Annotated in this window: 24 protein-coding genes; 11 read left to right on the forward strand and 13 right to left on the reverse strand. The window is 55.4% G+C overall.

The genetic code is table 11. The annotated features are described in order from the left end of the window. The first annotated feature begins 14 nt into the window (after positions 1 to 14). Positions 15 to 1,982, forward strand: a complete 1,968-nt coding sequence (locus KF784_11955; protein MBX3119773.1) for a hypothetical protein — start codon at positions 15 to 17, stop codon at positions 1,980 to 1,982. An 84-nt stretch (positions 1,983 to 2,066) separates the two neighbouring features. Here KF784_11955 and KF784_11960 read toward each other — a convergent pair whose 3' ends face one another. From KF784_11960 to pyrR, 5 genes are all read right to left on the reverse strand, one after another. After that, positions 2,067 to 3,569 (reverse strand): AAA family ATPase, encoded by a 1,503-nt coding sequence (locus KF784_11960; protein ID MBX3119774.1) that lies wholly within the window; start codon positions 3,567 to 3,569, stop codon positions 2,067 to 2,069. A gap of 74 nt (positions 3,570 to 3,643) precedes the next feature. Then, positions 3,644 to 4,408: a hypothetical protein gene (locus KF784_11965; protein MBX3119775.1), complete on the reverse strand. Its 765-nt coding sequence runs from the start codon at positions 4,406 to 4,408 to the stop codon at positions 3,644 to 3,646. Further along, the gene (locus KF784_11970) at positions 4,408 to 5,730 is read right to left on the reverse strand and encodes a dihydroorotase (GenBank protein MBX3119776.1); all 1,323 of its coding nucleotides are present in this window, start codon (positions 5,728 to 5,730) and stop codon (positions 4,408 to 4,410) included. Before KF784_11970 ends, KF784_11965 begins: the two co-directional genes overlap by 1 nt. Continuing rightward, a complete protein-coding gene (locus KF784_11975; protein ID MBX3119777.1) occupies positions 5,727 to 6,725 on the reverse strand; it encodes an aspartate carbamoyltransferase catalytic subunit in 999 nt (332 codons plus the stop codon). Before KF784_11975 ends, KF784_11970 begins: the two co-directional genes overlap by 4 nt. Beyond that, positions 6,722 to 7,258, reverse strand: coding sequence for a bifunctional pyr operon transcriptional regulator/uracil phosphoribosyltransferase PyrR (gene pyrR, locus KF784_11980; GenBank protein ID MBX3119778.1), 537 nt, complete (start codon positions 7,256 to 7,258; stop codon positions 6,722 to 6,724). Before pyrR ends, KF784_11975 begins: the two co-directional genes overlap by 4 nt. A gap of 287 nt (positions 7,259 to 7,545) precedes the next feature. Here pyrR and KF784_11985 point away from each other — a divergent pair, with 287 nt between their 5' ends. The 7 genes from KF784_11985 to KF784_12015 are packed head-to-tail and all read left to right on the forward strand — an operon-like array spanning position 7,546 to position 14,492. Further along, a complete protein-coding gene (locus KF784_11985) occupies positions 7,546 to 8,367 on the forward strand; it encodes an AAA family ATPase (GenBank protein ID MBX3119779.1) in 822 nt (273 codons plus the stop codon). Then, complete coding sequence (locus KF784_11990) at positions 8,364 to 8,870, forward strand: helix-turn-helix domain-containing protein (GenBank protein MBX3119780.1); 507 nt, start codon at positions 8,364 to 8,366, stop codon at positions 8,868 to 8,870. Before KF784_11985 ends, KF784_11990 begins: the two co-directional genes overlap by 4 nt. Then, positions 8,860 to 9,960 (forward strand): type IV pilus assembly protein PilM, encoded by a 1,101-nt coding sequence (gene pilM / locus KF784_11995; protein MBX3119781.1) that lies wholly within the window; start codon positions 8,860 to 8,862, stop codon positions 9,958 to 9,960. Before KF784_11990 ends, pilM begins: the two co-directional genes overlap by 11 nt. Before the next feature lie 11 nt (positions 9,961 to 9,971). After that, complete coding sequence (locus tag KF784_12000; GenBank protein ID MBX3119782.1) at positions 9,972 to 10,574, forward strand: hypothetical protein; 603 nt, start codon at positions 9,972 to 9,974, stop codon at positions 10,572 to 10,574. Further along, positions 10,574 to 11,194, forward strand: coding sequence for a type 4a pilus biogenesis protein PilO (gene pilO / locus KF784_12005; protein ID MBX3119783.1), 621 nt, complete (start codon positions 10,574 to 10,576; stop codon positions 11,192 to 11,194). The genes KF784_12000 and pilO overlap by 1 nt, the downstream gene beginning before the upstream one ends. Positions 11,195 to 11,206: 12 nt before the next feature. Then, positions 11,207 to 11,971 (forward strand): hypothetical protein, encoded by a 765-nt coding sequence (locus KF784_12010; protein ID MBX3119784.1) that lies wholly within the window; start codon positions 11,207 to 11,209, stop codon positions 11,969 to 11,971. Continuing rightward, positions 11,961 to 14,492 carry a hypothetical protein gene (locus KF784_12015; GenBank protein MBX3119785.1) on the forward strand — a complete coding sequence of 844 codons (2,532 nt, stop codon included), beginning with the start codon at positions 11,961 to 11,963 and terminating at the stop codon, positions 14,490 to 14,492. Before KF784_12010 ends, KF784_12015 begins: the two co-directional genes overlap by 11 nt. Before the next feature lie 55 nt (positions 14,493 to 14,547). On the opposite strand, the gene KF784_12020 is transcribed toward KF784_12015, so the two are convergent. Continuing rightward, on the reverse strand, positions 14,548 to 15,069 hold the full coding sequence (locus KF784_12020; protein MBX3119786.1) for a hypothetical protein: 522 nt from the start codon (positions 15,067 to 15,069) through the stop codon (positions 14,548 to 14,550). A gap of 125 nt (positions 15,070 to 15,194) precedes the next feature. On the opposite strand from KF784_12020, the gene hisI reads away from it, so the two are divergent. Next, positions 15,195 to 15,566: a phosphoribosyl-AMP cyclohydrolase gene (gene hisI / locus KF784_12025; GenBank protein MBX3119787.1), complete on the forward strand. Its 372-nt coding sequence runs from the start codon at positions 15,195 to 15,197 to the stop codon at positions 15,564 to 15,566. A gap of 34 nt (positions 15,567 to 15,600) precedes the next feature. On the opposite strand, the gene prfA is transcribed toward hisI, so the two are convergent. The 6 genes from prfA to fabZ all read right to left on the reverse strand — a co-directional run bounded on the left by prfA (position 15,601) and on the right by fabZ (position 20,039). Further along, positions 15,601 to 16,674, reverse strand: a complete 1,074-nt coding sequence (prfA, locus tag KF784_12030) for a peptide chain release factor 1 (GenBank protein MBX3119788.1) — start codon at positions 16,672 to 16,674, stop codon at positions 15,601 to 15,603. A 58-nt stretch (positions 16,675 to 16,732) separates the two neighbouring features. Beyond that, positions 16,733 to 17,080 (reverse strand): type II toxin-antitoxin system RelE/ParE family toxin, encoded by a 348-nt coding sequence (locus tag KF784_12035; GenBank protein MBX3119789.1) that lies wholly within the window; start codon positions 17,078 to 17,080, stop codon positions 16,733 to 16,735. Then, positions 17,053 to 17,232 carry a hypothetical protein gene (locus KF784_12040; GenBank protein MBX3119790.1) on the reverse strand — a complete coding sequence of 60 codons (180 nt, stop codon included), beginning with the start codon at positions 17,230 to 17,232 and terminating at the stop codon, positions 17,053 to 17,055. Before KF784_12040 ends, KF784_12035 begins: the two co-directional genes overlap by 28 nt. Positions 17,233 to 17,295: 63 nt before the next feature. Next, positions 17,296 to 18,708 carry a hypothetical protein gene (locus tag KF784_12045; protein MBX3119791.1) on the reverse strand — a complete coding sequence of 471 codons (1,413 nt, stop codon included), beginning with the start codon at positions 18,706 to 18,708 and terminating at the stop codon, positions 17,296 to 17,298. Then, complete coding sequence (gene lpxA, locus KF784_12050; GenBank protein MBX3119792.1) at positions 18,705 to 19,493, reverse strand: acyl-ACP--UDP-N-acetylglucosamine O-acyltransferase; 789 nt, start codon at positions 19,491 to 19,493, stop codon at positions 18,705 to 18,707. Before lpxA ends, KF784_12045 begins: the two co-directional genes overlap by 4 nt. Further along, positions 19,494 to 20,039, reverse strand: a complete 546-nt coding sequence (gene fabZ, locus KF784_12055) for a 3-hydroxyacyl-ACP dehydratase FabZ (protein ID MBX3119793.1) — start codon at positions 20,037 to 20,039, stop codon at positions 19,494 to 19,496. A 30-nt stretch (positions 20,040 to 20,069) separates the two neighbouring features. On the opposite strand from fabZ, the gene KF784_12060 reads away from it, so the two are divergent. Continuing rightward, positions 20,070 to 22,493 carry an extracellular solute-binding protein gene (locus KF784_12060; protein MBX3119794.1) on the forward strand — a complete coding sequence of 808 codons (2,424 nt, stop codon included), beginning with the start codon at positions 20,070 to 20,072 and terminating at the stop codon, positions 22,491 to 22,493. A gap of 117 nt (positions 22,494 to 22,610) precedes the next feature. After that, positions 22,611 to 23,987: a hypothetical protein gene (locus KF784_12065; protein ID MBX3119795.1), complete on the forward strand. Its 1,377-nt coding sequence runs from the start codon at positions 22,611 to 22,613 to the stop codon at positions 23,985 to 23,987. Here KF784_12065 and pheT read toward each other — a convergent pair. Next, complete coding sequence (pheT, locus tag KF784_12070; protein MBX3119796.1) at positions 23,911 to 25,968, reverse strand: phenylalanine--tRNA ligase subunit beta; 2,058 nt, start codon at positions 25,966 to 25,968, stop codon at positions 23,911 to 23,913. The genes KF784_12065 and pheT overlap by 77 nt on opposite strands. Positions 25,969 to 26,040: the final 72 nt, after the last annotated feature.

The following is a 26,040-nucleotide window of genomic DNA, read 5'->3' on the forward strand; positions in this document are numbered from 1 at the left end:
AAAGAGGTTTTCTCATGTCCACCGTACCTGCTTCAGCAACCTTCAAAAAGCTCGATTTTCTACGCCTCATGATGCTTAGTCGTGAAGGCGACCGACGAGAGGGCATTCTTCTTCGCCAGAGCAAAGGCTGGTTCCAGGTCGGTGGCTTGGGCCACGAAGCGCTTGCGGCATTTGCCTATTGTCTTCGCTCAGACGACTATATTTTTCCGTACTACCGAAGCCGAGCGCTGATGCTCGCACGGGGCATGAAAAATTCCGACTTGGCGACGGCTTACTTTGCCAAGAGGGATTCCAGCTCGGGCGGACGCCAGATGCCGGGCCACTATAGCTCGCGCAAGCTAAATGTTTTTAGCGTCCCGACTCCTACCGGCGCGAACCTGCTACCGGCTTGCGGAACTGCTTGGGCAATGAAGCTGAGTGGGACGGACTCGGTCTGCTTTGCTAGCATCGGCGATGCTGCCTCCCGGCAAGGCGAATTCTACGAAGCGATCGCTTTTGCCGTACAAGAAAAGCTCCCGGTGATCTTTGTCATTGAGGACAACAAGTACGGTATCTCGACTCCGACAGAAAAGTTTATGCCGTTGAACCTCGGGGTCATCAATCCCGACCTTGTGGTTCACGTCAACGCTCGTTACGCCGAGAACGTATTGCAGGCTGGGCAAGCCGCAGTTGACAAGGCCCGCCGAGGCGATGGCCCAACGATTCTGTGGTGCGACCTCGACCGGCTGGGCAGCCACACCTCCTCCGACGACCACCGTGTGTACCGCGATCTCGACGACATCGACGAGATGATGAAGCGAGACCCGATTCTCATCCTCAAGCAGGAGTTGGTGGACGCGGGCGAACTCAGTGAAGATGAGTTTGACAAGATTCAAGAGGAGTTAGCGGCGGCGGTTGATGCCGACTACCAGAAGGCGGAGACGCTGGAAGATCCACGCGCCGACGAAGTTCTTCTCCACAACTTTGGCTCAGAGACAGCGGCGACCATGCCCCCGATTCAAGCGGGCGAACGCCAGACGATGGTCAACACCATCAACCAAACCTTCCGTAAAGCGCTCGAAGAGGACCCGAAAGTTATCTTCTTCGGTGAGGACATCGAGGACCCCAAGGGCGGCGTGTTTGGCATCACCAAGGGGCTTAGCCAAAGTTTCCCGAAGCAAGTCTTCAACAGTCCGCTTGCTGAGGCCACCATCGTCGGGGTCGCCGTCGGCATGTCGATCTTCGGCATGCGTCCCATTTTCGAGATTCAATTCATCGACTTTATGTCTCCAGGATGGAATCAGTTCGTCACCAACGTTTCGACACTGCGATGGCGCACGTATGGCGATTGGAAGTGCCCGATGGTTCTTTACGCCCCGTGCGGCGCGTATCTGCCGGGCGGATCCTTGTGGCACTCGATGTCGAATGAGGCCTATCTGGCTCACACGACCGGTGTACAGGTGGCGATGCCATCAACACCCGAAGACGCCGCCGGAATCTTCTGGACGGCGATCCACGCCGACGATCCGACTGTTGTCCTGGTACCGAAGCACATTTTCCGAAAGCCGATCAATGTGACGAGCGTGAACCCGGTTCCGCTTGGCAAGGCCCGTGTTGTCAAAGCTGGGGCAGATGTCACCGTCGTCAGTTACGGCAACTGTTTGGAGCTTGCAGAAGAGGCTCAAAAGAAGCTGGAGGGCGAGGTTGATCTTGAGATCGTCGATCTTCGGTCGATTGTGCCTTGTGACTATGAGACGATCAGCAAGTCGGTGGAGAAGACCGGACGACTTGTGGTGATCTACGAAGATAATCGAACGGCCGGATTTGGACAAACGGTCGTAGCGGAGATGACGTCGAAGCCAGAGCGCTGGAATCTGTTCTTGTCACCCCCGCAGATCGTCGCCCGCGAAGATGTTCCGATTGGCTTCCATCCGACGTACGAATATGCGGCATTGCCTGACGTCGATCAAGTGATCAGCGCAATCCGGGTAACAATGGAATAGTCCAACTTACGATTGACGACTTAAGATTTAAGATTAGGAATTAACAATCATAATTCTTAAATCGTCAATCGTATTCCAAATTAGTTAGTCTCCGTCTTGCTTGCTCGCAGGGCGGGTTCTCATTTGAGCCCACTCTCGCAGGTCTTCAATCTCTTCCCGCATCATCACACTGAGGGGAACAATGGTTTTGCTTTCCTTCAATAGATCGTCCTGTGTGAGGTCTCTCCCCGCTTCAAATGCTGGATAAAGAGAGCCGGAGACGATCTGCTCGATCTCGGCGCCGCTATAGCCCTTAGTTACTTTGGCAAGCTCTTCCAGATCAAACTTAGCAGGGTCGCGCTTTCGTTTAGAAATATGAATCGAAAAGATCTCTTTGCGCTCTTGCTTGTCGGGGAGATCAACGAAGAAAATGTCGTCAAATCGTCCCTTGCGTAGCATCTCTGGTGGGAGTTTTGAAACGTCGTTCGCGGTGGCGATAAGGAAGACCGGTTTGGTCTTTTCTTGCATCCAAGTAAGGAAGGTAGCGAAGACGCGCGCGGTAGTCCCACTATCGCTCACACCGCTTCCCGACATCCCGGCAAAACCCTTCTCTATCTCGTCCATCCAGAGGACGCAAGGCGCGACGGATTCCGCGATTCGGACAGCCCGGCGCATATTGTCTTCGCTCTGCCCGACCAAGGAGCCGAAGATCCGCCCGACATCCATCTTGAGCATCGGGAGGCTCCAGTGGGCGGCGACGGCTTTCGCGAGCAACGACTTTCCGCAACCCTGCACACCAAGAATAAGGATGCCTTTGGGAACGGGAATGCCGAACTCCTTGGCCTTGTCGGTGAAGCTGGCCTTGCGCTCTTCAAGCCACTCCTTGAGGATTTCCATTCCACCAACGTCCTTCAGGCGGTTCTCTGCAGGGTAGTACTCCAAGAGGCCCGACTTGCGGACAATCTGCTTCTTTTCTTCAAGGATGACGCTGACGTCGAACTTCCGTTTTTCGACAAAGCTTCGGGCAAAGACGTTTTCAATCTCGTCAAGCGTGAGCCCCTGTGCCGATTTTATGAGCAGTTCTCGATCCTCGGGCTCCATCTTCGTGTCGATCTTTCCATCGCCCACCACCGCCGCAATGACCTTATCCAGCGACTCTTCGATCTGCTCGCGGGAAGGAAGTCCAAACTCAACGACGTTGACGTCCTTTTCAAGCTCGGTAGGGAGGTTTATGACTGGGCTGAGCAAAATGATGGTGATCGTGCGATCCCTGAGCCTGAGGGCAAGATCACGCAAGAGACGGATGACCCGCGAATCCTTCATGTAGGGGTGAAAATCCCGAAGTAGGAAGACGCTGCGCTCGGGCGCTTCATGGATGAGCGCCAGCGATTCTAGTTCAGCTGGAAGCTGCGAGGGCGCTTTGGGGCCGCTCGTTCGTGGAACGTTGGGCTTGGTGCCCGATGTAATCGACCAGGTGTAGAGCGTTCGATCTAGCTTCTGGCACATCGCGCGAAGGGACTCTTCGACGCGGCGTTCCTCCCACGACACGAGGTACAAAATGGGGTACTTGGCGCGCACCAAAACGTCGATTTCGGCGATGGGGTCCATCCCAGCCATATTAGCATGGGGTTGAGCGTATTGAGGGGTATTCAGGCTCTTTGGCTTGTTCGTGCGGTGTTGCTCTAGAGCCTCTGCTGGTTGGTCATCGTGCCCGCTGCCTTTTCTTGAGCTTGTTTGGCAAGGTCATCTTTTCCGGCGGCACGATAAAGCTCAATCACTTTTGTCCACGCTCTGGCTTCGTGGTAGCCCTTGGCAGATAGGAAAGTCACTCCCGATTCGGTTTGTGGGTCAACGATGACTTCGTTGTGCTGGGCGATCGCCTCTTCGAGTAGTTCCGCGAGATCGGCATCCCTCTTGTTTCCCTGGGCAGCTGGCACAAGTTCATAGAGAACCCCGTAAAGAATTGGAGCTTTGCCCGAGGCGGGAGTTGTAAAAGTCTTACGTGTGAATTCAAAAGCTTTGTCGTAGTTGTCCAGCTTGGCCTCAACCTGCGCGAGTCGGAGCAGATCGTTTACACGCCGGTCTTCGTTCTTGGTTTTTTCCGCGTGTTCGACGGCCACCGTGAGCAGCTTTTGAGCCTCTTCCCACTTTCTCGCCAGTCTGAACACATCCCCGTACTTCCAGGCGGTCTGTGGGATTATTTTCGTGACGTCGATGTTCGCGGTGAGCTTATCGGCGTACTTGGCGAGGATGTCTTTGCCCTCTTCGTCCGTAATCTCCTTTTTTGCAACCCGTTCGTTGACGACAATCGATGCCGTCTTGAGGTTTCGCATGAGGACCTCGGGGTCCATCACGCCAACATCGGCAGGATCGTTGGGATCGGGGGGCGGTTTGCATCCTGCGATGGCAATCAAGGCCACAAGCAGGATTCCAAAAAATCTAAGCATCACATCACCGAGCGGTAACGGCTCCCTTCAAACTGTGAATCGCGATAAATCTCGCCTCCACAGAAGGTTAGCATCGCTTTGCCCTTCATCTTATGCCCATCGAACGGGGTGTTTTTACTCTTGCTGAACGTCTTGTTGACGTCGAAGGTCCATTCGAGATCGGGGTTGATGACGGTCACTTGCGCGATAGGAGTCTCCCCTGGCTTCAGGGTTCCCGCATCTAGTCTTAAGATACGCGCCGGGTTCGTGCTTAGTTTCTCAATCGTATTCAGGGGGCTTAGCAGTCCCTTGTGTGTGAGATGGGTGAGTGTGAGCCCAACAACCGTTTCTAAACCCACAATTCCAAACGGCGCTTCGTCGAAAGGCGCCTGGACCTCATAGCTGGCATGAGGGGAATGGTCGGTAGCGATGCAGTCGATAGTGCCGTCTTGGAGGGCTTGGATGATGATGTCGACGTCAATCTGGGTCCGTAGTGGGGGCGTGATCTTGTAGTGGGGATCAAACTCTTTGACCATCTCATCGGTGAGGATGAAGTGGTGCGGAGAGACTTCGCACGTCACCGGTGTACCGAGGTGCTTGGCAAGCCGGATGAGTTCAACCGTCCCCCATGTGCTCACACGCATGATGTGAAGTTGACAGCCGGTTTGCATCGCCAGAATGCAGTTGCGCATGACGGCAATGTCCTCGGCGCTTCGCGGGATGCCCTTCACACCCAGCATCGCGCTCATGGAGCCTTCATTCATGTGCCCGTCTTTGGAGAGGGATGCGTCTTCGCAGTGGGCCATGATCGGCATGTCCAACTGGAGACACATCTCCATCGCCTTCATCATGAGCGCGCTGTTCTGGACGGGCGCTCCTTCGTCGCTGGCGGCGACGACTCCCGCTCGTTTAAGCGCAGCCAGGTCAGAGAGCTGTTCGGCTTTGTTTCCCCGGGTTAAGGCGCCGACCGGGGCGACAAACACGCCTCCGGCTTCGGGAGATGCGGCTTTGTCGAGGATAAAGTCGATGAGTGCGGGGTTGTCGAGCGGCGGATCGGTGTTCGGCATCGTGCAGATGGTGGTGAATCCGCCTGCTGCCGCGGCTTGCGTTCCGCTGACGATGGTCTCCTTGTGCTCTTGTCCAGGTTCGCGAAGATGGACATGGGGGTCAACCAGGCCCGGGCAAATCCACATCCCGGTACAGTCATAAACCTCGTCCGCCAGATCGTCCATAGCTTCGGGGCCCATGTCCACGACTTGGTCCATGTCGATCAGCACATTGCCGATGATGTCGAGGTTTTGCGCAGGGTCGAGAATTCGCCCATTTTTAAGTAGGATGCTCATGCCTTTGCTTTCCCCTTCGGCTTGGCCTTAGTTGTTCGCGTGGATTTGGCTGTTGATGTGCTTGCCTCAGAGCTGTTTTTCTTGCGTCCCCCACCAAAGCACCAATAGAGCGCTGCCATACGAACGAAGACTCCGTTTTCAACTTGGCTGGTGATGACAGATTGCTCGCCATCGGCGGCATGATCGTCGAGTTCGATACCCCGGTTAAGCGGTCCTGGGTGCATCACCAAGCAGCCAGGGGCAGCCCAGCGCAAGGTCTGCTTATTGATTTGGTACATCTTTGCGTATTCGCCGATGCTGCTGATCATGGTGCCGTTCATGCGCTCTTTTTGCAGCCGCAGGCACATCACCACATCCGCGTCTTCGATGCCATCCTCAAGCTCAAAGAAAACGTCGCCGGGGAGCATGCCACTATGGGCGGGCATCAGTGTTCGCGGCCCTACGAAGTTGACCTTTGCGCCCAGCTTGTGGAGGAGCCATGCGTTTGATCTTGCGACGCGCGAATGAAGAACATCGCCGACGATCGCAACCTTTAGGCCTTTGATCTGCCCCTTGCGTTCCAAAATGGTCACGGCATCGCCAAGCGCTTGTGTGGGGTGTTCGTGCTGTCCATCTCCAGCGTTCAGCACTGGTCCACCGAAGTATTCGGCAGCAAGCATAGGCGCTCCCGACGCGCTGTGTCGAATGACCAGACCGTTCAAGCGTTCATAACGGAGAGTTAGGATTGTATCTTTGAGCGTTTCCCCCTTGCTCATCGAGCTCCCGGCTTGTCCGAAGTTTGCGCTTTTCATGCGCAGGTAGTGAGCCGCTTGTTCGAACGAAACGCGCGTTCGTGTGGAATTCTCAAAGAACAGCATGCCCATCACGAGACCGCTCATATCGGGCAGGGCTTTGCTTTCGTTGACACGTTTCTTGAGCTCTTGGCCTAGATCGATCAGCTCTTCGATCTGGTCGACTTCAAGGTGTCTGATCGCCAACAAGTTTCTCTGTGTCACCCCGTCACTCCTTGCGGCGAGGGTTCCAGCACCACCGCATCTTCACCGTCGTATTCATTGAACTTGACAACCACGGTTTCCCCTTTTTCCGTGGTCACGATTCTGCCGCAATAATTGGGCTGGATCGGGAGTTCACGGTGTCCTCTGTCGATCAGGACGGCTAATTCAACCTTTGAAGGCCTGCCGAAGTGGAAAAGCGCTTCAAGAGCGGCCCGAGTGGACCGGCCCGTATAGATGACCTCATCGACGATGACGACGCGCTTTCCGGTGACCTCGAATGGGATGTCCGATTCGTCAGTTTCCGACTGCGGGCGATCATCACGGTATGGGCCGATACTCAGCTTCCCACACGGGACCTGGACCCCTTCAATCTGGCTCATCGCGAATGCGAGGCGTTTTGCCAGGGGCCAACCACGACGAAGGACTCCGATGACGACTAGCTCCTCACCGCCCTGGTTGGCTTCCAGTATCTCGTGAGCCATACGCCCAAGCGTTCGCCGCATATCGGCTGCGTCGAGGAGAACGTTGCTCATGTAACCCCGATTATGGCGGGTTAGGGAGAGGCCCCGCCACCGCAAACCCCGTACTTTAGGCGTGATGTCTGGACCAAGGATGCTGGAAGGTCTCTAAACAGAGCGCGTTGAAACTGCACGCTACCTTCGGCAAGGATGCCTTACTGCCACCTCACCCGACATGTGCTCCCCATCACTCCCGGACTGCTTTGTTCCGGGGCCCCTTCTTACACAAAAGTTCATGTAGGGCCTGAGGTTTCGCGAATATCACCCGACAAATTTACTGGGATCGAAACGGAGATCGAACGATGCATGAGTCTTATTGGGGTTTACAGGAACCGCCCTTCAGCCTGACACCAGACCCGCGCTTTCTCTTCATGAGCCGAGGCCATGAAGATGCGCTGATGATGTTGCACTACGCCATCACGCGCAATAAAGGTGCGGCGATGCTTAGTGGAGATATCGGATTAGGCAAGACCACCATCAGCCGCAAGCTGTTGGAGGTTCTCGACCCGGTCAAGCACCGCCTGGTGCTGATCGTGAATCCGATCTTGACACCGACGCAGATTTTACAAGAGATATTGAGCCAGCTCGATGTTGAGATATTGAGCCGAAACCGTCAGGTTTTGGTTCAGCAGCTCCACGACACGCTCATTCAGAACTATGATCGAGGACAGCAGGTCGTGCTCCTGATCGACGAAGCACACCTCATTCGCTCCACCAGCACGCTGGAAGAGCTGAGGCTGTTGCTGAATTGTCAGATGAACGATCAGTTCTTGATCAATCTGATCCTTTTGGGCCAGGTTGAACTCCGACCCAAGATAGCGAAGGTTCCTGCATTGGAGCAGCGTATGGCGGTGCGCTATACCCTGCAGCCCCTCGACGTCCACGACGTTGGAAATCTTGTGAATCACCGACTTCAAGTCGCTGGATACTCGCAAGAGCAGAGCCCATTCAGCCCCGATGCGATCTTTGAGATTCATAAGTACACCAAGGGTGTGCCGCGGTTGATCTGTCAGGTCGCCGATACAGCTCTTCTTATGGGCATGGCTCAGCGAGTGAAGATGATTGACGGCTTCCTCATGCACAGCGTCATTGCAGAATTCAGCGGAGAGGAGCGTGCAGCGTGAACCTCGCCGATGCCATTCGACAAGCTGCCGCTCGGAATGTTGACGATCCGATGATTCCGGCGGTTGAGCCCACACAGCAGCAGTTCGTTCCTGCCGAAACACCGGCAGTGAAGGAGCCGAAGCCAAAGGCAGTCGTCGCTGAAGACGATGAGCCCGAAACCGATTTGTTGATTGAAGCGGTCGCCGGAGATATGTCCGACGCCCCACAAGCGCCTCATGCGGCAATCAAAGCCGGCAACGCGGTGCGCATTGAGCTATTCCTTTCACCGGAGCAGATGACCACGATGCTTCGCTCGATTATCTCGAGCCAGCACACGATGATGACACTCCGCGAGGCAGCTAGCTACCTGCGTATCAACTCGTCGACTCTTGAGGAGATGGCGCAAACGGGCGAAGTCCCGGCAATCCATATCGACGGACGTTGGCGCTTCTCGCGCAACGTGGTCGATGAGTGGTTAACCGCGAAGTCGTTCGAGGAGGAGAGACAGTCTGATGTCGCTTAGTATTTTTAAACGCCAAAATGTTGTCGGCCTTGATCTTGGCCACCATACTTTTCAAGCCGTCGAGATGGAACGCTCGGGCGATGTATGGAAGGTTGTCAAGGCGGGTAGCGTTCAAACCCCTCCCGACTCTGTTCGGGATGGTGTGATCATCGATCCAGAGAGCGCCGCCTTTGCGATCAAACAGCTTTTGCGGGATACGCACATCGGAGCTTCCGGTGTGCATATCGCCGTTGCTGGCGGAACCGTTGTCGTTCGTAACGTAAAGATGCCGGCGATGACCGAGCAAACGCTTCGCAAATCGATCCAGTTCGAAGCGAGCCGGTATGTGCCGTCATCGGTCGAGGACAGCTACATCGAGTTCGAGATTCTTGGCAAGGCCGAGGATAACCAGATGGACGTTCTCATCGTTGCTGCTCCGAAGGACATCGTCCAGTCGCGAGTCTTGGCGTGTGAGAAAGCTGGCTTACGGGTCGAAAGCGTTGACGTCGAAGTCTTTGCTGCCTATCGCGCCCTCATTGAGGCGGGTGATATTGAAGCATGGCAAGACAAGACGGTCGCGCTTGTAGACATCGGCGCCTCCACTACGAACGTCAGCGTGATTCAGCGGGGAACGTTCGCAATGACGCGAACCATGCCTCAAGGCGGACAGATCCTCACCGACGCCCTCAAGAGCTACTTCAAGCTGGGCGACGAAGAGGCTGAAGCTGGCAAGGCATCTCTCGACTTTAAGGAGCTTTTGGACGATTCGACGCCTAAAGAGAATCCGCCCCTTCGAGTATTGCAGCCGCACGTCGACGATCTCGTTCGTGAAGTGCGCCGCTCGCTCAACTACTACCAGTCCCAGCAGCAAGAAGCAAATCAATCGAAGCAGATCGACGCGCTAATCATCACCGGTGGTGGGGCAATGCTCAACGGTTTGTCCCAATACATGGGCCACAAACTCGGCTTGGCAACAGAGTCCTTGGGTGTCTTCGTGAACCCACGCTTTGTTCTGCCGGAGCCGACCGAAGACGCTGGACTTGCGTGGAGTGTGGTCATGGGGCTGGCGATGCGTTCGCACGCAAAGTCTGCCAAGGCTAAGGCCGCTTAAGGAGAAGTCACATGCCCTTTATTAATCTTATTGAAGAAGAAAGGCTCGCCCGTAAGCGCGCCGAGCAAAAGACGCGATTTGCGTTTCTTGGATTTTCTGCAAGCCTTGGGCTTTCAGTCTTTGGGGTTGGAGTGCTTCTCTTTATGAACGAGGCGCTCGGCTCCGAGGTGAGCAAACTGCGAAGCGAGTCCCAAAAACAAGCTCCTTTGCTGAGCGAGATTGAGGCGAACTCGAAAGCGCTCTCGAACCTCACTCCCAGGCTGAGCACGCTTGAGGATGCTCAAGAAGCCACCAACCGCTGGAGCGACATTCTCAACCATTTGACCAATCACACACCGATAGGCGTGACGCTTACCGGTCTGCGATGTGTCTCCTCCGATCCTACTAAGCCGATTGAAGCCAACTTCACCGGTATTAGCAATCGGCTGGACATCATCGGAGAGTCGATTTTGCGATTGCAGGGCTGTGAGCGGCTTGAGAATGTGAACTTGAGATTTGCACAAGAGCGGACAACCGGCGAAGTACGAAATATCGAGTTTGAGATCAACTCTCAATTAGCAGGCACTGCAGAGCAGAAGCCGAAGGACGAAAGCAAGAACGAGGGGTCGAACTGATGAAAAAGACACCAAAACCCACCGGCTACATCGTGATGATGATAGCAACGCTAGTGCTTGGCGGAGGCGGCATGTTCTACCTTTGGGGAGAGGTTAGCGGACGAGCCGGCGAAGTTGCACAAATGCGTTCATCGGTCCGATCAGGCGACGACCTCCAGAAAGAAGTCTGGGAGTCGAGCGCAAAGCTGGTCGACAGTGAGGCAAAGCTGAACCACCTCGAAAAGGGTGTACCCGACTTTGCTTACATCCCGACCATGCTCAAGGAGTTGGAGACCACCGGCAAGCTTCAAGGGATCGATGTTTTTGGCGTGAGGCCAATCACGATCGCCGAGCCGCCGAAGAAGTCGGACGGTACAAAGCCACAGCGCAAGGCTTACGACGAGCTTGCGATTGAGGTCAAAGGCCGTGGCTCTTACCGCTCAGTATTGAATTTTGTTGATGCGCTGAAGACGTTTCCAAAGATCGTGGCGGCACGAACTGTCTCGCTTCAGCCGATCCGCACCGGAAAACCCGACGATGTCAAAGGCCAACTCGACGTAACCATCGAGCTGCGCGCTTATGTGTTCGCCGTAAAGGAAGACACGAAGCCGAAGGCCAAGGCCGAGGGTTCCAGCAATTAAGGAGAGCAAAGGATGGCAATCAAAGGTGATGCGGACAAGAAAAAGATGATCGTCCTGGGCGTGCTCGTAGTCGTGATTGGCTGCGTTGGTGCGTTTCAGTTCATCTCTGGATCGTCGGATACCGCTCCGACCGCGAAAAAAGAAAAGAAGGATCCTGCGGCTGCAGGGCCGATCAAGAACGACATTAACGCCGCCAACAACGTCGCCGCCAGCGGGAATGCTGCCACAGGCACAGCGAATGCAGCTATGCCTGAGGGCAATCCCAACGGGCAGACTACAGACGTCACAGCGGCAGTGGCTTCGAATTTCCCAGAGGACAGCCCCTTGAGGACGCTTTACACTTACAAGCTTCCGACGCGGGACCCCTTTGCGGATACCACGAACCCCGCGATCACGGTCCCGACGGCACAGCAGACACCGCCTCCGGCCGATACAAAGCCGCCGAGATCTAATGGCCGACCGCCATATAACGAACTCGGCCCGCTCGATCCGAGCGCGTTCCAGCTTCCTGGAGCCTCCGGTGGCAACATCAACATCGAGCAGGGTGCAGGGCTTCCGAATGCCGGCGCGTTTAACTATCACGTCACAGGCGTGATCGAAGGTGCTCGACCCGCAGCAGTTTTCTCTGACGACCAAGGCAACCAGAGACTCCTCACCGAAGGAGAAAAGATCGATGGTGACAGCCGAGTGATCTCGGTGACAAAGGGGAAGGTCGTCGTCAGCCACAAAGGCAAAAAAATAACGCTCACTATGGGAGGACAACCCGATGCAAAGTAATGCTAAAGGCCTCTGGGTGATCGGCCTATCGGCGGCGCTCATTGGAGGAGCGTTTGCCCAAGGCCAGATCTCAGGGATCAAACTCGACAAGGAAGCCGACGGCGTTTCCATTCATATCCAGGGGAGTGAACTTGCTAAGCCTAAGATGACCTCATCTAACGGCGGCAAGAACGTCAAACTTGTGTTTGACGCCAAGCTTCTCGGTAAACACGGCTACACAAGCGTCCGCAAAAACGGTGTTCGCTACGTTAGCTGGGGATGGCTTGCCAGCAAGCCCCCGAAGATTCATGTGAATTTTGTCTTCGATGATCCGTCGACGATGAAGCTCGTGGAGACAGAGAAGGGTTGGGCTGCCGTTTTCGGCAACGCAACCGTTGAAGCCAAGGCCGCTCCGGCACCCAAGCAGACTGTCGCACAGAAGTTTCCTGACAAGGTTCCGCCTCTCGACATGCTGAAGCCAGCCTATGCGAAGGACAACTATACGCCCAAGACCTCCGAGATGCTTGTCGCAACCGGATCGGGCGAATCGGTGCCTTCCGTATTGAATTGGCAGGAATCGAGAGTCAGCCTGAACTTCGTCAACACCGACGTTGTGCAGATCATCAAGGCGCTTGCGCTTCAAGCGAATGTCAACATCGTCACGTCTCCGGACGTGTCCGGCAAGCTCACGGTTGCTCTTGACCGGGTTGCCTTGAGCGAAGCCCTCGATTTTGTCACGACGCTCTCTGGCCTCAAGTACGCCAAGATTGGTCGAACTTTTGTGGTCACAACCGCAGCTAAGTTCGCTGAGACCGTTCGCCAAATCTCGAATAAGAACGAGTTGTCGAGCGAGACTCGTGTTGTTCCGATCTTCAGCGGTCAGGGCACACAGATCAAAGCTGCTGTTCTTAAGGCAGTCTCGATTGACACCGTGAAGGGTCAGTTTGAGATTCTTCTTCCTTCGGATCAGCTCAAAGTTAGCAAGACCGAAGATGTTGGCGCGGCAAAGGGAACCGGCGCAGATGCCGGACAGGCAGGTCAAGCCGCAGGAACCGGCACTATCGTTGAAGCAACGACCGGAACAGGCGAGCAGAAGGACCAGTATGTCGTTCTGATCGGTACATCCGACCGTCTTCAGGAAGTCGAACTTTATGTTCGCGCTATCGACCGCCAAATCGCTTCAGCGATGGGCGTGGACTATCCGTCCAGCAATGCTGTCGTTCGCGAGACTTACTTCGTACGCGGCGGACTTGCTGCTGACCTTGCCGAATCGCTTGGCGCAAAGAGCAACAAGCTTGGCAACGTAGAAATCGCAGCAACGCCGAAGACCAGCACGAGCCGACAGTCGATCGTTTTGACGGGTCGAGAAGATGAAGTGAAGCGCATGGTCGCATCGCTTCAGCAGCTTGATTCGGAAGACACAACCGAAAGCTCTTTCATCGCTTATGACGTGAAGTACGCCGACCCGCGAGCTTTGCGCGAAGAGTTGCTTGCTCAGGTCCCCGGAATTCGAGCTTCGATCCCGCCCGCTTCGGCTGGCAACCCGAAACTCTATGTTGCGGGTGATACCAAAGCGAAGGCGACTGAAGTTGTTGATCCGAACGCGACATCTACACAGAACGCTCCTGGCAACAAGCAAGCGATCAGCATCAAGAGCGACCAGGGCAAGGACCAAGGCCTCGGGCAGCCTTACAGCAGCCTTGAGGATGTGGCCTACCCGATGCGTTTAATCTTGCGCGGCAGCCCAAATCAGCTGAGCCGTGCGAAGGAGATGTTGTCGGTTCTCGACATCGCTCCGCGACAGATTGCGCTTGAGCTTCGAATCATGGAGCTTACGAAGACCGACGCTCAGCGGCTCGGTATCGACTGGAATCTTCTTACCGGAGGAACCCTACAATCGATCCGCATTAACCAAGGCACAGGCGATACATCTGCTACTCCTGGCAACGTGGGCGGCAGCTTAGGCCACCATGGAGCCTCGATCTCGGCTCTTGCAACTCTTGATCAGATTGCCAATAATCGTAACCTGATCGCACGCCCGAATCTGTTCGCCATGGACGGACGCGAGACTGAGTTGTTTGTCGGTGATGTGGTTCGCTACATCGAGTCGTTGCAGACGACACAGAACGGTACTACCGTTGTCACTGGTGAAGTGCCGGTCGGCATCCGGTTTGCTGTCCTGCCGAGAATCGGCGGCGAAGGCAAGATCACGATGGACATCCGTCCGGTTGTGGCAAGTCTGACAGGGTTCACCCCAGTGCCTGGTGGTGGAAACCTTCCGCAGACAAGCGTTCGCGTTGCTCAGAGCAGCGTGGCGATCAACAGTGGTGAAACGATTGCCCTAGGCGGTCTCATTCAGGAGACCGAGCGACGAAACGTCTCGGGGATTCCGATCCTCAAGGACCTTCCGTTGATCGGCGCTCTGTTCCGCCGGTCGGATATTTCAAAGGATCGCACGGAGATTGTGTTCTTCATCACGGCGCGAGTTGTGAACCCTGAAGACCGCGAGAATGCTGCGAATCCTAAGAAAGGCGGCAACTAAGTCATCTCATAAACAAACAGAAACGAGGCGCATATCGCGCCTCGTTTTCTTTGCGTCAGACCTTCTTCGTAAAGGTGCCTTCACCGACTTTGACCCACTTGTCGCCCTCTTTGAACTCAAGCAAGAAGTGAATCTCGGTGGCGCTTTTCTTGGTCATCGTTCCTCGCCCGATGGTTGGCGCGCCATCTCCAACGTTCCAGGGCTCGCTGACCATGACCATTTTGTCGCCTGTCAGTGTTCCGTGCTCAATTCGAGGATCGGGGCTGAAGTTTGTGAAAGCCCATGAGTCGTACTGCTTCTTTGTCGAATTCCAACCGATGTACATCGATTCGGTCATCTTGGCGCCCATCATGTCCATGAGTGTTGTTGACTTCAAGAACTGTCCATCAAACTCATTTTTCATCGTGTACTTGGTCTCGAAGTCCATGCCTTGCATGCTCATCTTGACCGTGGCTGACCAATCTCCGATTAACCAGTCCAGTTTCTTCACCTCGGCTGGGGCTTCAAGGTTCGGAACTTGGGCGATGCAGAGCGCTGCAAGGACAATCGTCGAAAATATAAGTGTCAATCGCTTCATTGTAGATATCACCATTCGTGCCGGAATTCATCCGACGGATTGCCCTCAACATAGCACACCCTTCGAGGATTGTGAAGTCGGGACGGACCTTGAGCCTGCGCTCGAACTTCCCGTAAACTCTGCTTATGTCCAGCGCTCTCACCGACGTAATCAACCAAATTAAGTTCAATTCCGATGGCCTCGTCCCCGCTATCGTGCAAGACCATGAGAACGGGCAGGTGTTGATGATGGCTTGGATGAATCGTGAGGCGGTGGTGGCAACGGTCGAGACCAAACGATGTACGTTTTGGAGTCGGTCGAGGGAGAAATTCTGGATCAAAGGCGAGACCAGTGGGCACTTCCAGTTTGTAAAGCGGATTGCCGTGGACTGTGACATGGATACGCTGCTCGTCTGGGTTGAGCAAGTGGGCGCGGCGTGCCACGAAAATTACCGGTCTTGCTTCTTTAGAGATTTGGATGAGGAAGGCTTAAAAGTCAACGCTGAACGAGTGCGTTAACTCAGGGGGATGCGATAATCAAGCTCAGCACCGTTTACTCTGCGCTTTCTTCCTCTGCCAATCTCCGTGCTTGCTCGTCTTGTGAAAGCGCGTCCAGCATCGCCTGAATATCTCCGTCCATAAAGGTTACGGTGTTATGAACATCAAATCCGATCCGGTGGTCGGTGATGCGGGATTGTGGGAAGTTATAGGTTCGGATTTTCTCGGAGCGGTCTCCTGAGCCGATCTGCCCTTTGCGCAGTTCGCCGCGCTCCTTTGCAAGGCGCTCTTGTTCCGCCTGATAAATCTTGGCGCGAAGAACCGACATGCCCTGAAGCTTGTTTTGCTGTTGGCTACGCTGGTCTTGGCAAGTAACGACCGTTCCGGTGGGCTTATGGACGATTCGAATTGCGGTTTCGTTCTTTTGCATGTGCTGCCCGCCCGCAGAGCTTGAACGAAACGTAGAGATCTCAAGGTCATCGTCTTTGATCTCGATATCGACATCATCCGCTTCGGGAAGAACAGCAACGGTCACTGTCGAAGTGTGGATGCGGCCGCCGCTTTCGGTCTTGGGGACGCGCTGAACCCGGTGCACACCGCTTTCGTGCTTGAGCTGGCTGTAGGCGCCCTTGGCGTCGATGCTGAACGTGACACGGTCTAAGCCACCGATCCCAGACTCCAAAATATCGCTGACTTCGTACTTCCACTTTCGGCGTTCGGCATAGCGCGTATACATCCTGAAGAGGTCACCGGCGAAAAGCGCGGCTTCGTCTCCTCCGGCAGCGGGCCGGATTTCGATGATAACTGGCTTGTCGTCCATCGGGTCTTTGGGGACGAGCATCAGCTTGAGCTGATCTTCAAGCTGTGAGACTTTCTCTTTGGTCGGCTCTAGCTCGACCTGGGCAAACTCGCGTGTTTCGGGGTCGGAGTCGTTGAGCAGGTCTTCGATCTCTTTGAGGTCATCAAGAGCTTTTTTGTATTGGCGAATAAGCCCAACAATCTCTTGGAGGTCGGAGCTTTCTTTGCCGAGGCGTTGGAGTTCGGAAATGTTGGAGGTGATCGAAGGATTTTGAAGATCCGCTTCGACCTGTTCAAAGCGTTTTTCAATCCCTTCGAGCTTAGCGAGCATGGGGTTGAGTTTACCAGTGAGGCTGGATCAGCCTTAGGACAGACTGTCATGGATTGAACTAGTTTGATTGAGTTGAGGCGATGTGATCTTCCCATTGCATCGCTGTATGAAGGATTCGTATGATACGAATGCCGCCGCTGATCTGTCTGTAGACAATTCTGTGACCGTGCGCAGAGCGCCTGTTTCGGATCTTCGCGAGGTACATCATCAATTCGGGATATTGTTGAATTGTACGACCAATCGACGGGTTGGTAGCAAGGCTCTGAAGCGTCTCTTGCAAGAAGGCGGTGTACCGGTTTGCCTGTTCATCGCCCCAGTTTGAGGCTGTAGCATTGTCGATAGAGGCGAGATCAAGCATCGCTGCCTCTGTGAGCAGAACTAAGCGCTCTGGTTGGACTTCATCCATTTTTTGCGGCGCTCTTTCGCAAATTTGACCGCTTCGTCGAGAGTGACGAAGTTGCCCTGTTCCTCGGATTCGATGCCTTCTTTGATCGCGGCGACCGTGGCTGCGTCAAGAACTTCGGGGCTCTCAGCCTTTTCTTTTTCATTCGGTTTCATCGGGTTGTCTTATTCTACGATACGCTGCTCTTAACTGATTCAATTCATGGGCTGGCGGAGAGCTTAACGAGACGCCTTCTCCCCGAACTCAATCAGAAACTCCGCCGATTGTGTAATCGCGTCGCTTGGCCCGAGCATGGCATCAATCTCGGCAAACGCCTCTAGCTGATTCGTGCGAGTTTCACTATCTTTCAAGACAGCCAATAGCTTTTCGCGGATCGCAGCCCCGGTAGCGGCATATTGGATCAGTTCTGGCACAACTTCTCGGTCGAGGAGAATGTTGGGTTGAGAGATGTGCTTCACCTTGAAGCCGACCAGGCGGGCCTCTATCTCGGTGGTCTTTGAGATGCGATAAATGACGACGTGTGGGCATCCACAAAGGGCTGCTTCAAGGGTTGCCGTACCGCTGCAGACGATCCCTGCCCTTGCCTTCAGGAGGACCTGCGCGGTTTTGCCGACGATAAACTCGTCGTTTCTTCCGGGCGATAGCTTTGACCACCGACTTTGAAGGTCAACAAGGTCCAGGTTTGGAGATACGGCAAAGGCGGCTGTTTCGGGCAGGTCCTTGAGCGCGTCGGAGATGGCTGGGAGGTTCTGCTCAATCTCGGCAACTCGGCTGCCGGGGAGAATGGCGATGCCCTCCCGTTGATCTGTCGAGGGAGAGGAATGATGATCCGGCATCGACGGAGCGATGCCCTCCCGCTGCTCTCGCACGAGCTGTTTGAGCGGGTGCCCAAGGAAGTGGGCGTCCACGCCCATCTCCTTCAAAATCTCGGCAGACCAAGGAAACGGGGTAATTACTGCGTCGCAAAGATTCGGCAGGTCTTTGCCTTGCCGATCTTTGCGCCAGCTGCCTGGGGGAATAAAATAGATCACCTTCCATCCAGCTGCCTTCGCCTGCCGGGAGAGTCTTAGGTTGGCAAAGCCGAAGTCGATGGGGATGAAGATGCCGGGCGGGCCTTCGTTCAGAGCGCGTACCGCCTTTCGGTATCCGGCAAGAACTCTGAAATACACACGGACGGCCTGCGTGATTCCAATCGCTCCCCATTTGCGGGAGTCGGCGACGATCTGGACGCCTTCGTCGCGCATCTTGGCTCCTCCGATGCCTTCAAATCTTGCTGATATTGGGTTGCTCTTCGTTCGTCCGTCGGGAGGAAGTGCGCGGTTCTCAGCCTGGGCGACGAGGCGGTAAAGATCGCCGAAGGTGCGCAAGCCTGCTGCTTCCTTATCCGGGGCTTCAAAGCCGAGAACATTCTCGGCTTGCATGACCATCTCCATGGTATCGAGCGAATCGAGACCCTCAGCAATGAGCAACTCTTGGTCAGTTGGGGTTTGGCTCAAGCCCAACGCTTGGGCAACGCGGGTCCGGAAAGGATCGGCTTCTTCCATCGGCTGATTCAGCCGCTTCATCTCCCGCACAAGCGCGGCCCCGTATGCATCGCCGGAAGCCTCGCCTGCAGAAAGGAAGTACCTCATCTCTGGTCGCCGCGACCGTTCTTACCCTTGAACAGCCGTTCAAGAAATGCCAGGAGGTACTCAAGCTCCACGCTGGAATCAACCTCCTTGCGAACGATCTCCAGCGCATGGGATAGGCCAAGCTCTGACTTAAAGAGAAGCTTGCAGGCTTTATGCAGACCCATTCGCACAGGCTGGGTGACACCAATCCGGCGAAGACCGACGGCGTTGATGTCGGCAACCTGCTCGTCTCCGGAGCTATACAGCATAAACGGGGGGATGTCTCGAACGATCTTTCCGAAGCCGCCCACCATCGCGATCTTTCCAATGCGCACAAACTGGTGGATGCCGACCATTCCTCCGATGTTGGCCATCTCTTCGACGGTGACGTGTCCAGAAAGTCCGACATTGTTTGCCATGGTCACATGGTCGTGCAAGACGACGTTATGGCCAAGATGGCAATAGGCCATCAAAAAGCAATCATTACCCACCACCGTGGTGTTGCCTTCGCCCGAGGCACGGTGGATGGTCACATATTCGCGGAAAATGTTGTCGTTGCCGATGGTGAGAAACGTGGGTTCGCCTTTGTATTTGCGGTCCTGCGGAGGGCCGCCGATGACCGAACCTTGCCCAAAGAAGTTGCGCTCGCCGATCGTGGTGCCGCTTTTGATGGTCACGTGGGAATCGAGTTTGCAATCCGACCCAATGGTGACACCACCCTCAATGTAGCAAAACGGGCCGATCTCGACATTAGCCGCGATCTGCGCCGAGGGGTCTACGTGAGCAAGGGCGTGTATGGTTGGCAACTACTCTTCCCTCGGTACCAGCTTGCAGATGATCTCAGCCTCTGCGACACGCTGGTCGTCGACGGTCGCCGAGACGATGACTTTACCGATGACGCCTTTGATCCAAGCAATCTCGGCGACACTGACCAAGCGGTCACCAGGAATGACGGGTCTTCGGAGCTTCACATTGTCGATAGAACCGATGAGTGGGACGAGTCCACCAAGTTTGGGGTCGCTCAACAAAAGCACCGCACCGACTTGGGCCATTGCTTCGATGATGAGAACGCCGGGCATGACTGGCATCCCTGGATAATGGCCTTGAAAAAACTGCTCGTTAAACGTAACGCATTTAAGGCCTTTGATCGACTTCCCAGGTTCAATCTCAAGAATCCGGTCGACGAGAAGCATCGGGTAGCGATGCGGCAGGTACGCCAGGATTCTCTCGATATTCATGGGCATCGTGAGGTCGTCCGCTTGCACGGGGTGAAGAATACCCGGCAGTCGGCGGTTGCCCCCGATCTTTGGGCGTGTTGATCGCCTGCATGAAACTCCCCGAATGAAATCCATCGGCGACAGTTGTAGAATAGGCCGTACACCATGAAATCCTTACGGGTCCTCGCTGCCTTCTTGTGCCTGTTCTCAGGCTTTGCGATGGCCCAAGAACGTCAGAAGGTGATCGTGTGGGGAGTGAAGCTTGGCCCGACTACGAAGGGGCTTGAAGCAGTTGTCCGCGAGTTTGAGCGTCGAAATCCCGACGTCAAGCTGGTCGTAACCACGATGGGCGCGGGCGGAATGAACCCGCAAAAGCTGATGACTGCCATCGTTGGAAAGGTGCCCCCCGACGTCATCGCCCAAGACCGCTTTACGCTTGCCGATTGGGCTAGCCGTGGCGCCTTCCAGCCGCTTGACGAACTCATCGCTCGCGATGCTGGCAAAGACCCTCTCACCCCCACGCCAGACCAGTTCTACACGCCCGCCTGGGATGAGGCGAAGTACGACGGCAAAATCTATGGCATTCCCACGGAAGCCGACAACCGGATTCTCTACTACAACAAAGAGATCTTTCGCAAGAAAGCGAAGGAGCTCCGTGCGGCTGGGCTCGATCCCGACCGTGCGCCGAGAACGTGGTCGGAGATTCTGGCTTACTCCAAAGTTCTGACCGAATACAACAAAGACGGCTCGATCAAGATCGCCGGTTTTTTGCCCAACTACGGCAACGTTTGGCTCTACATGTACGCGTTCCAGAACAACGCAAACTTCATGAGCGCAGACGGTTCCACTTGCACCATGGCGACCCCCGAAGCTGCGGAGGCTTTGGCCTTTATGGTCAAAGGCTACGATGCAGTGGGCGGATATCAGAACGCGCTGAACTTTCAGAGCGGCTTCTTGAGCGACCTCAACGACTCTTTCGTCATCGGCAAAGTTGCGATGAAGATCGACGGTGAGTGGATTATCCGCAACCTCGCTCGGTACGGACCGAAGTTGGATTTTGGCGCGGCACCACCGCCCGTACCGGATGACCGCTTTCACAAGCGCGGAAGATTCGCCGACGAGCCCGATCAATTTGTGACCTGGATGGGCGGCTTTTCTTACGCCATCCCGACGGGAGCGCGCAACCGCGACGGCGCATGGCGATTCATCAAATGGGCTACGAGCTTGGAGGGAAGGCTTGTCGATATGCGCGAGCAGAAAGCGTGGGAGACTCGGCTGGGCCGAGAGTACGTACCGCCGCTCTCAGCTCATATTCAGGCATCGGAGATCGGCGCAACGGAGTTCACACCAACCGACCCTCGAATTCAGTCTGCAAAGAAACTGTCGGTTGAGCTTCAACCTTTCGCACGATACCGACCCAAGACAGTTGTTGCTCAGATGCTGTGGGATGAGCACGTGCGCGCTGTCGAGAACGCATGCCTCAAGAAGATGACGCCGATGGAGGCTCTTCAAAAGGGGCAGGACACCGTGAATCGCGAGCTAAAGGAGATTAACTCGCAAAAGGATTACCCGGTGGTGAGCAGCAATCTGCCGGTTTGGATCGCCTCAACCGTGATCGCGCTAGCGATCATGGCAGGAGTTATCGCTTTCATGAGAAAGCGAATCGGACGTCTTGAGCGAACCGAGGCAAAGTGGGCGTATTTCTTCATTTCTCCCTGGATTATCGGATTTCTGGTCCTGACAATCGGGCCGATGATCGCCTCGCTGTTCTACAGCTTCACGATGTGGAATGTCCTTGGAGAGGCTCACTGGGTGGGGGTCAAGAACTACGCGGACCTTGCTGGATACGACCGCGACAACGTAACGAAGTCGCTCGCTAACGTCTTCTACCTGGGTGGGATTGGAGTTCCACTCAGCTTGATGACGGGCCTTGCTGTGGCGATGCTCCTCAACGCAGCGGTGCGGGGCATGCGGTTCTACCGGACGCTCTTTTACATGCCCTCCATCGTTCCAATTGTGGCCTCGGCAGTGTTGTGGGCATGGATCCTTGCAAGTGATCCAACCAAGGGGCTGATGAACTCGTGGTGGCAATCGACCATTGGGGAATGGTTTGGAACGACACCGCCCGGCTGGCTGAACGCCGAGACTTGGGCTAAGCCAGCCCTCATCGTTCAGGGGCTATGGGGAGCAGGCGGTGGCATGATTCTGTGGCTTGCTGGGCTGAAGGGCATCTCGAACACGCTCTATGAAGCCTCAAGCCTGGACGGGGCTTCACCCACGAAACAGTTCTTCTTCGTAACACTCCCCCAACTTAGTCCGGTCATCTTTTTTAACACCGTGATGGGTTTTATTGGAGCCTTGCAAGAGTTCGACCGGGTTTACATCATGAAGCCAGCCGACTCTACTGGCGCGGGTCCTGCCGATTCACTGTTGGTGCCTGTGTATCTGCTTTTCACCAACGGCTTTAGCTACTTCAAGATGGGTTATGCCTCGGCAATCGCCTGGGGCATTTTTGCGGTGATTCTGATCTTGACGGGCATCCAGTTCAAGCTCGCTCCGAAGTGGGTTCACTATGAGGTGGAGAAGTAGGCGGAGGGCACGGGGCGTTTGGCGTTGGGTAGGGAAAGTGTCAGGCCCTGAACAGCTTCACAGCCCCGAACGCCTAACACCTTAACGCCCTGTGCCCAAAATGGCTATACTCTCCCCGTGCGGCGATGGCTTCTTGCTCTTGGATTGGTCATCCTGAGTTGTATCCCCATCTATACGATGCGGGCGTCGAGCCCCGCCCTCCTGCAAGATAGCGATACCGCTGTTCTTCTTTCCGCGATTCGTGAACGACAAGCCCCTTTGAGCTGGTTTGTTGGCGATTGGCCCCTTCAGAATCACTTTTACCGGCCCTTCTCAACCCTTAGTTTTGAGCTGGACAACCGCTTGTTTGGCGATAACGCAGCCGGGTACGGACAAACGCAGGCGCTGCTCTGCATTGCTTGCGTTCTAGCTTTGTTTTGGTTTGTTCGAGAGCTCACCGACAAGGCTTGGATGGCGACCGCATCGGGGATGCTTTTTGCTCTGTGGCACTTTGCGTCCGTTGCATGGCTTCAAACTTTGGTCGTGGCAATGGGTGTCTTGTGCCTGTTCACTGTTCTCTTGCCAAAACGGAAACCCTTGCTGTCAGTGGTCGGGTTTCTCGTCAGTTGGACAGTCGCGGCCTTGGTCTCACCGATGGCAGATATTCCCGCTCGTGTTGTCGGCTGGCTACCTGGGCGGACGGCCTCAATCATGGCTTTGTTTGGTCTCATCGCCCTCGCCGCGTATGTCCGGTTCGAACGAACGTCTGCCCTTCGCGTGGCAGCTCCCGAGCCATCGCCGCTTGATCCTCCTGCAACGAGGAGTACGACTTTGAAAAGCGACCCATCTCGCCGAGCTTGGCTTTGGCTGATCGTGTCAGCCATAAGCCTCTGGTTTGCACTGGGTTCTTACGAACAAGCGATTATGCTCCCCGCTTGTCTCTTGATTGTTGCCGTTGCGCTGCGGCTACGGCGCTATCGCGTGCGTTGGGCTTGGCAAAGTATCGCTTGGGGGATGTTGGTGGCTTATCTAGCCCTGCGGCAGATCATGCTCCCCAGCGACGTTTCCGGCTATCAGGCTCAACAGTTCCGGTCTGGCCCTGGCGTCTGGCTTTCGATCGGAGAATATATTTTGCCGTCAGCGATGAGCCTTTACTCCGGATTGAGGGCGGTAGGCAAAGATGTCCTCGATACGGGAGGCTTTGTCGGGGTGCTGATGGTGCTCCCTTATGCAGCGCTTCTGGGCTTGCTTTCGAATATTGCAACGATGTGGGAGGCGCGCAAAGATTGGCTCATACCAGCGACGGCCCTGTTGCTTGCTTTCTTTTCCTTCTTGCCAATGGCGTGGCTGAAGCACTTTGACCACTATCACTATTGGCCGATGGCGTTCCGGGCACTTCTCGCGGTGTCTCTGATGGAATTTGCGTTGAGCTCGCTTGTTAGCGCGGCGTCGCTCCCAGCGAAGCGAGCGCCTGAACGGCCCGATCCCGCACCTGGTTCGCTTCCTCGTCCGTAAAGTTTTCGCCGAGTTTGCGAAGCTGCAATGCTACAGATAGGCTATGCTGGCCTTCCGGGATTCCCGGCCCCTCATACCGATCGAAAAGCCAAAGCTTCTCCAGCACATCTCCACAAGCCTCGCGAATGACTGTCTCAACCGACGAGAAGCCCACGGACTTGGCGATTCCAAACGACATGTCTCGACGCACTGCCGGATTGCGGCTGAACTGTTTGAGCTGGGGATCGGTGGGTTTCTCGGTCGCCAGAACGCTAAGGTCAAGCTCGCCCATGATCGTATTCGTCGGTAAGCCTACTTCGGCGGCAACATCAGGGTGGATCTGCCCGATTGTGCCAACCCACAGCTTGCCGTCGTTGACGAGCACTCCAGATTGGCGAGTCGGATGGAAACGTCGGTCAGGGTTCTTTGGCGGTCGGAACCCGATTTCGATGCCCAGAGACTGCGCTATATAGTCGATGACGCCTTTGGCGCTATAAAAATCGGCCTCGGCGGGCTTGCTGCCGTGCCAGTGCCTTGCAGTGAGGGCACCGATGGAGAGGAAGCCCAACTCGGGGCTCTCATCGACTTGGACTTCTCCTTTGATGAAAACCTGCCCGATCTCGAAAAGATGGATATCCTTCGCTCCATTGCGCTTGGCTGCGTCGGCAAGACACGGCAACACGCTATCGCGGAGGTAAGCCATTTCCGGAGAGTGGGGATTGCGGACAGCCAGCCTATACTCGTCGCTAAAATCAAGCGGGCTGACATCGCGAAGAGCATGGCTGACAATTTCGTGGTAGCCACACCGCAAAACAAGCTCTCGCAGTCTCATCTTGAGCTTCGTGATGCCTACCACACCGCCTTGAGTCGTGGTCCCCACCGGGAGAACGTCAGGAATTTTGTCGAAGCCGTGAACCCGTCCAATCTCTTCGACGACGTCGATTTCGCGTACGACGTCCGGCCTCCATGTCGGAATGACCACGTCGAACGGTTCGCCATCCCCGGAGATTCCAAAGCCAAGACGCTCCAAGTACCTTTTTGCGTCTTCGGCGGAGATCGGCATCCCCAGTAACTTCGTTGCCCGGCTGACCCTCACCGTTGTAGATCGCGGCTCGGGCTTACCCGGATACTCGTCGACGACACCCGGGATGATTTTTGCCGATGGCTGAATCTGCTCCAAGAGCTGAGCAAAGCGATTGAGCGCGGCAACGACGGATTCAGGATCGACGCTTCGTTCGAAGCGATACGATGCTTCCGTATTTAGATTCATCAGCTTGCGTGTTTTACGGACCGACGTGTTCAAGAAATTCGCCGACTCCAGTAGCACCACTTTCGTACTGTCTGAGACCTCAGTTTCCAAGCCACCCATCACTCCTCCCACGCCGACGGGCTTCTCCGCGTCGCAGATCATGAGCTGATTCGGTAGGAGTTCGTGTTCGACTTCATCCAAAGTGACGAGCTTCTCTCCAGGCGTTGCTTGACGGACAATTATTCGATGCCCCGCGAGTTTGTCGAAGTCGAACGCATGAAGTGGCTGTCCGAGTTCAATCATCACGTAGTTTGTGAGGTCGACGAGAAGGCTTATGGGGCGCTGTCCGCACTGACGAATGCGTTTCTGGAGCCATTCGGGCGAATCGCCGTTGTCGATACTCTCAAACAGTCGGCAGCCATAGCGGAGGCAATCGCTCGATTCAATCTTCACCGAAGCTCTTTGAGCCGTTTCGGTTGCCGACTCGTCCACCATTTTGAAGCGGTTTTGGGCTGACTTGTAAAGGTCTGTGGCTTGGGCACTTGCGTCCTTGGCAAGGACTTCGCGAGCGAGCCCGAAGACAGAAAGGCCGTCCCCACGGTTGGAGACGACCTTGATATCCAGAACCGGATCGCCCTCAACATCCTCAATCCCTTCCAGTTCAAAGGTCGCCATGGTCAGCAGATCGCCTACCTGCTCAGCAGAAAGCGAGGTCTGCACGTAATCGTAAAGCATCGAGATCGGGAACTTCATGGGCTTGGCTGCGAGGCGTCTGCCAGTGTGGACCTAGCGTCGGCTATCTCGGGCTTATATTACTCAGGGCAT

Source organism: Fimbriimonadaceae bacterium, from assembly GCA_019638775.1.
GTDB lineage: Bacteria > Armatimonadota > Fimbriimonadia > Fimbriimonadales > Fimbriimonadaceae > JAHBTD01.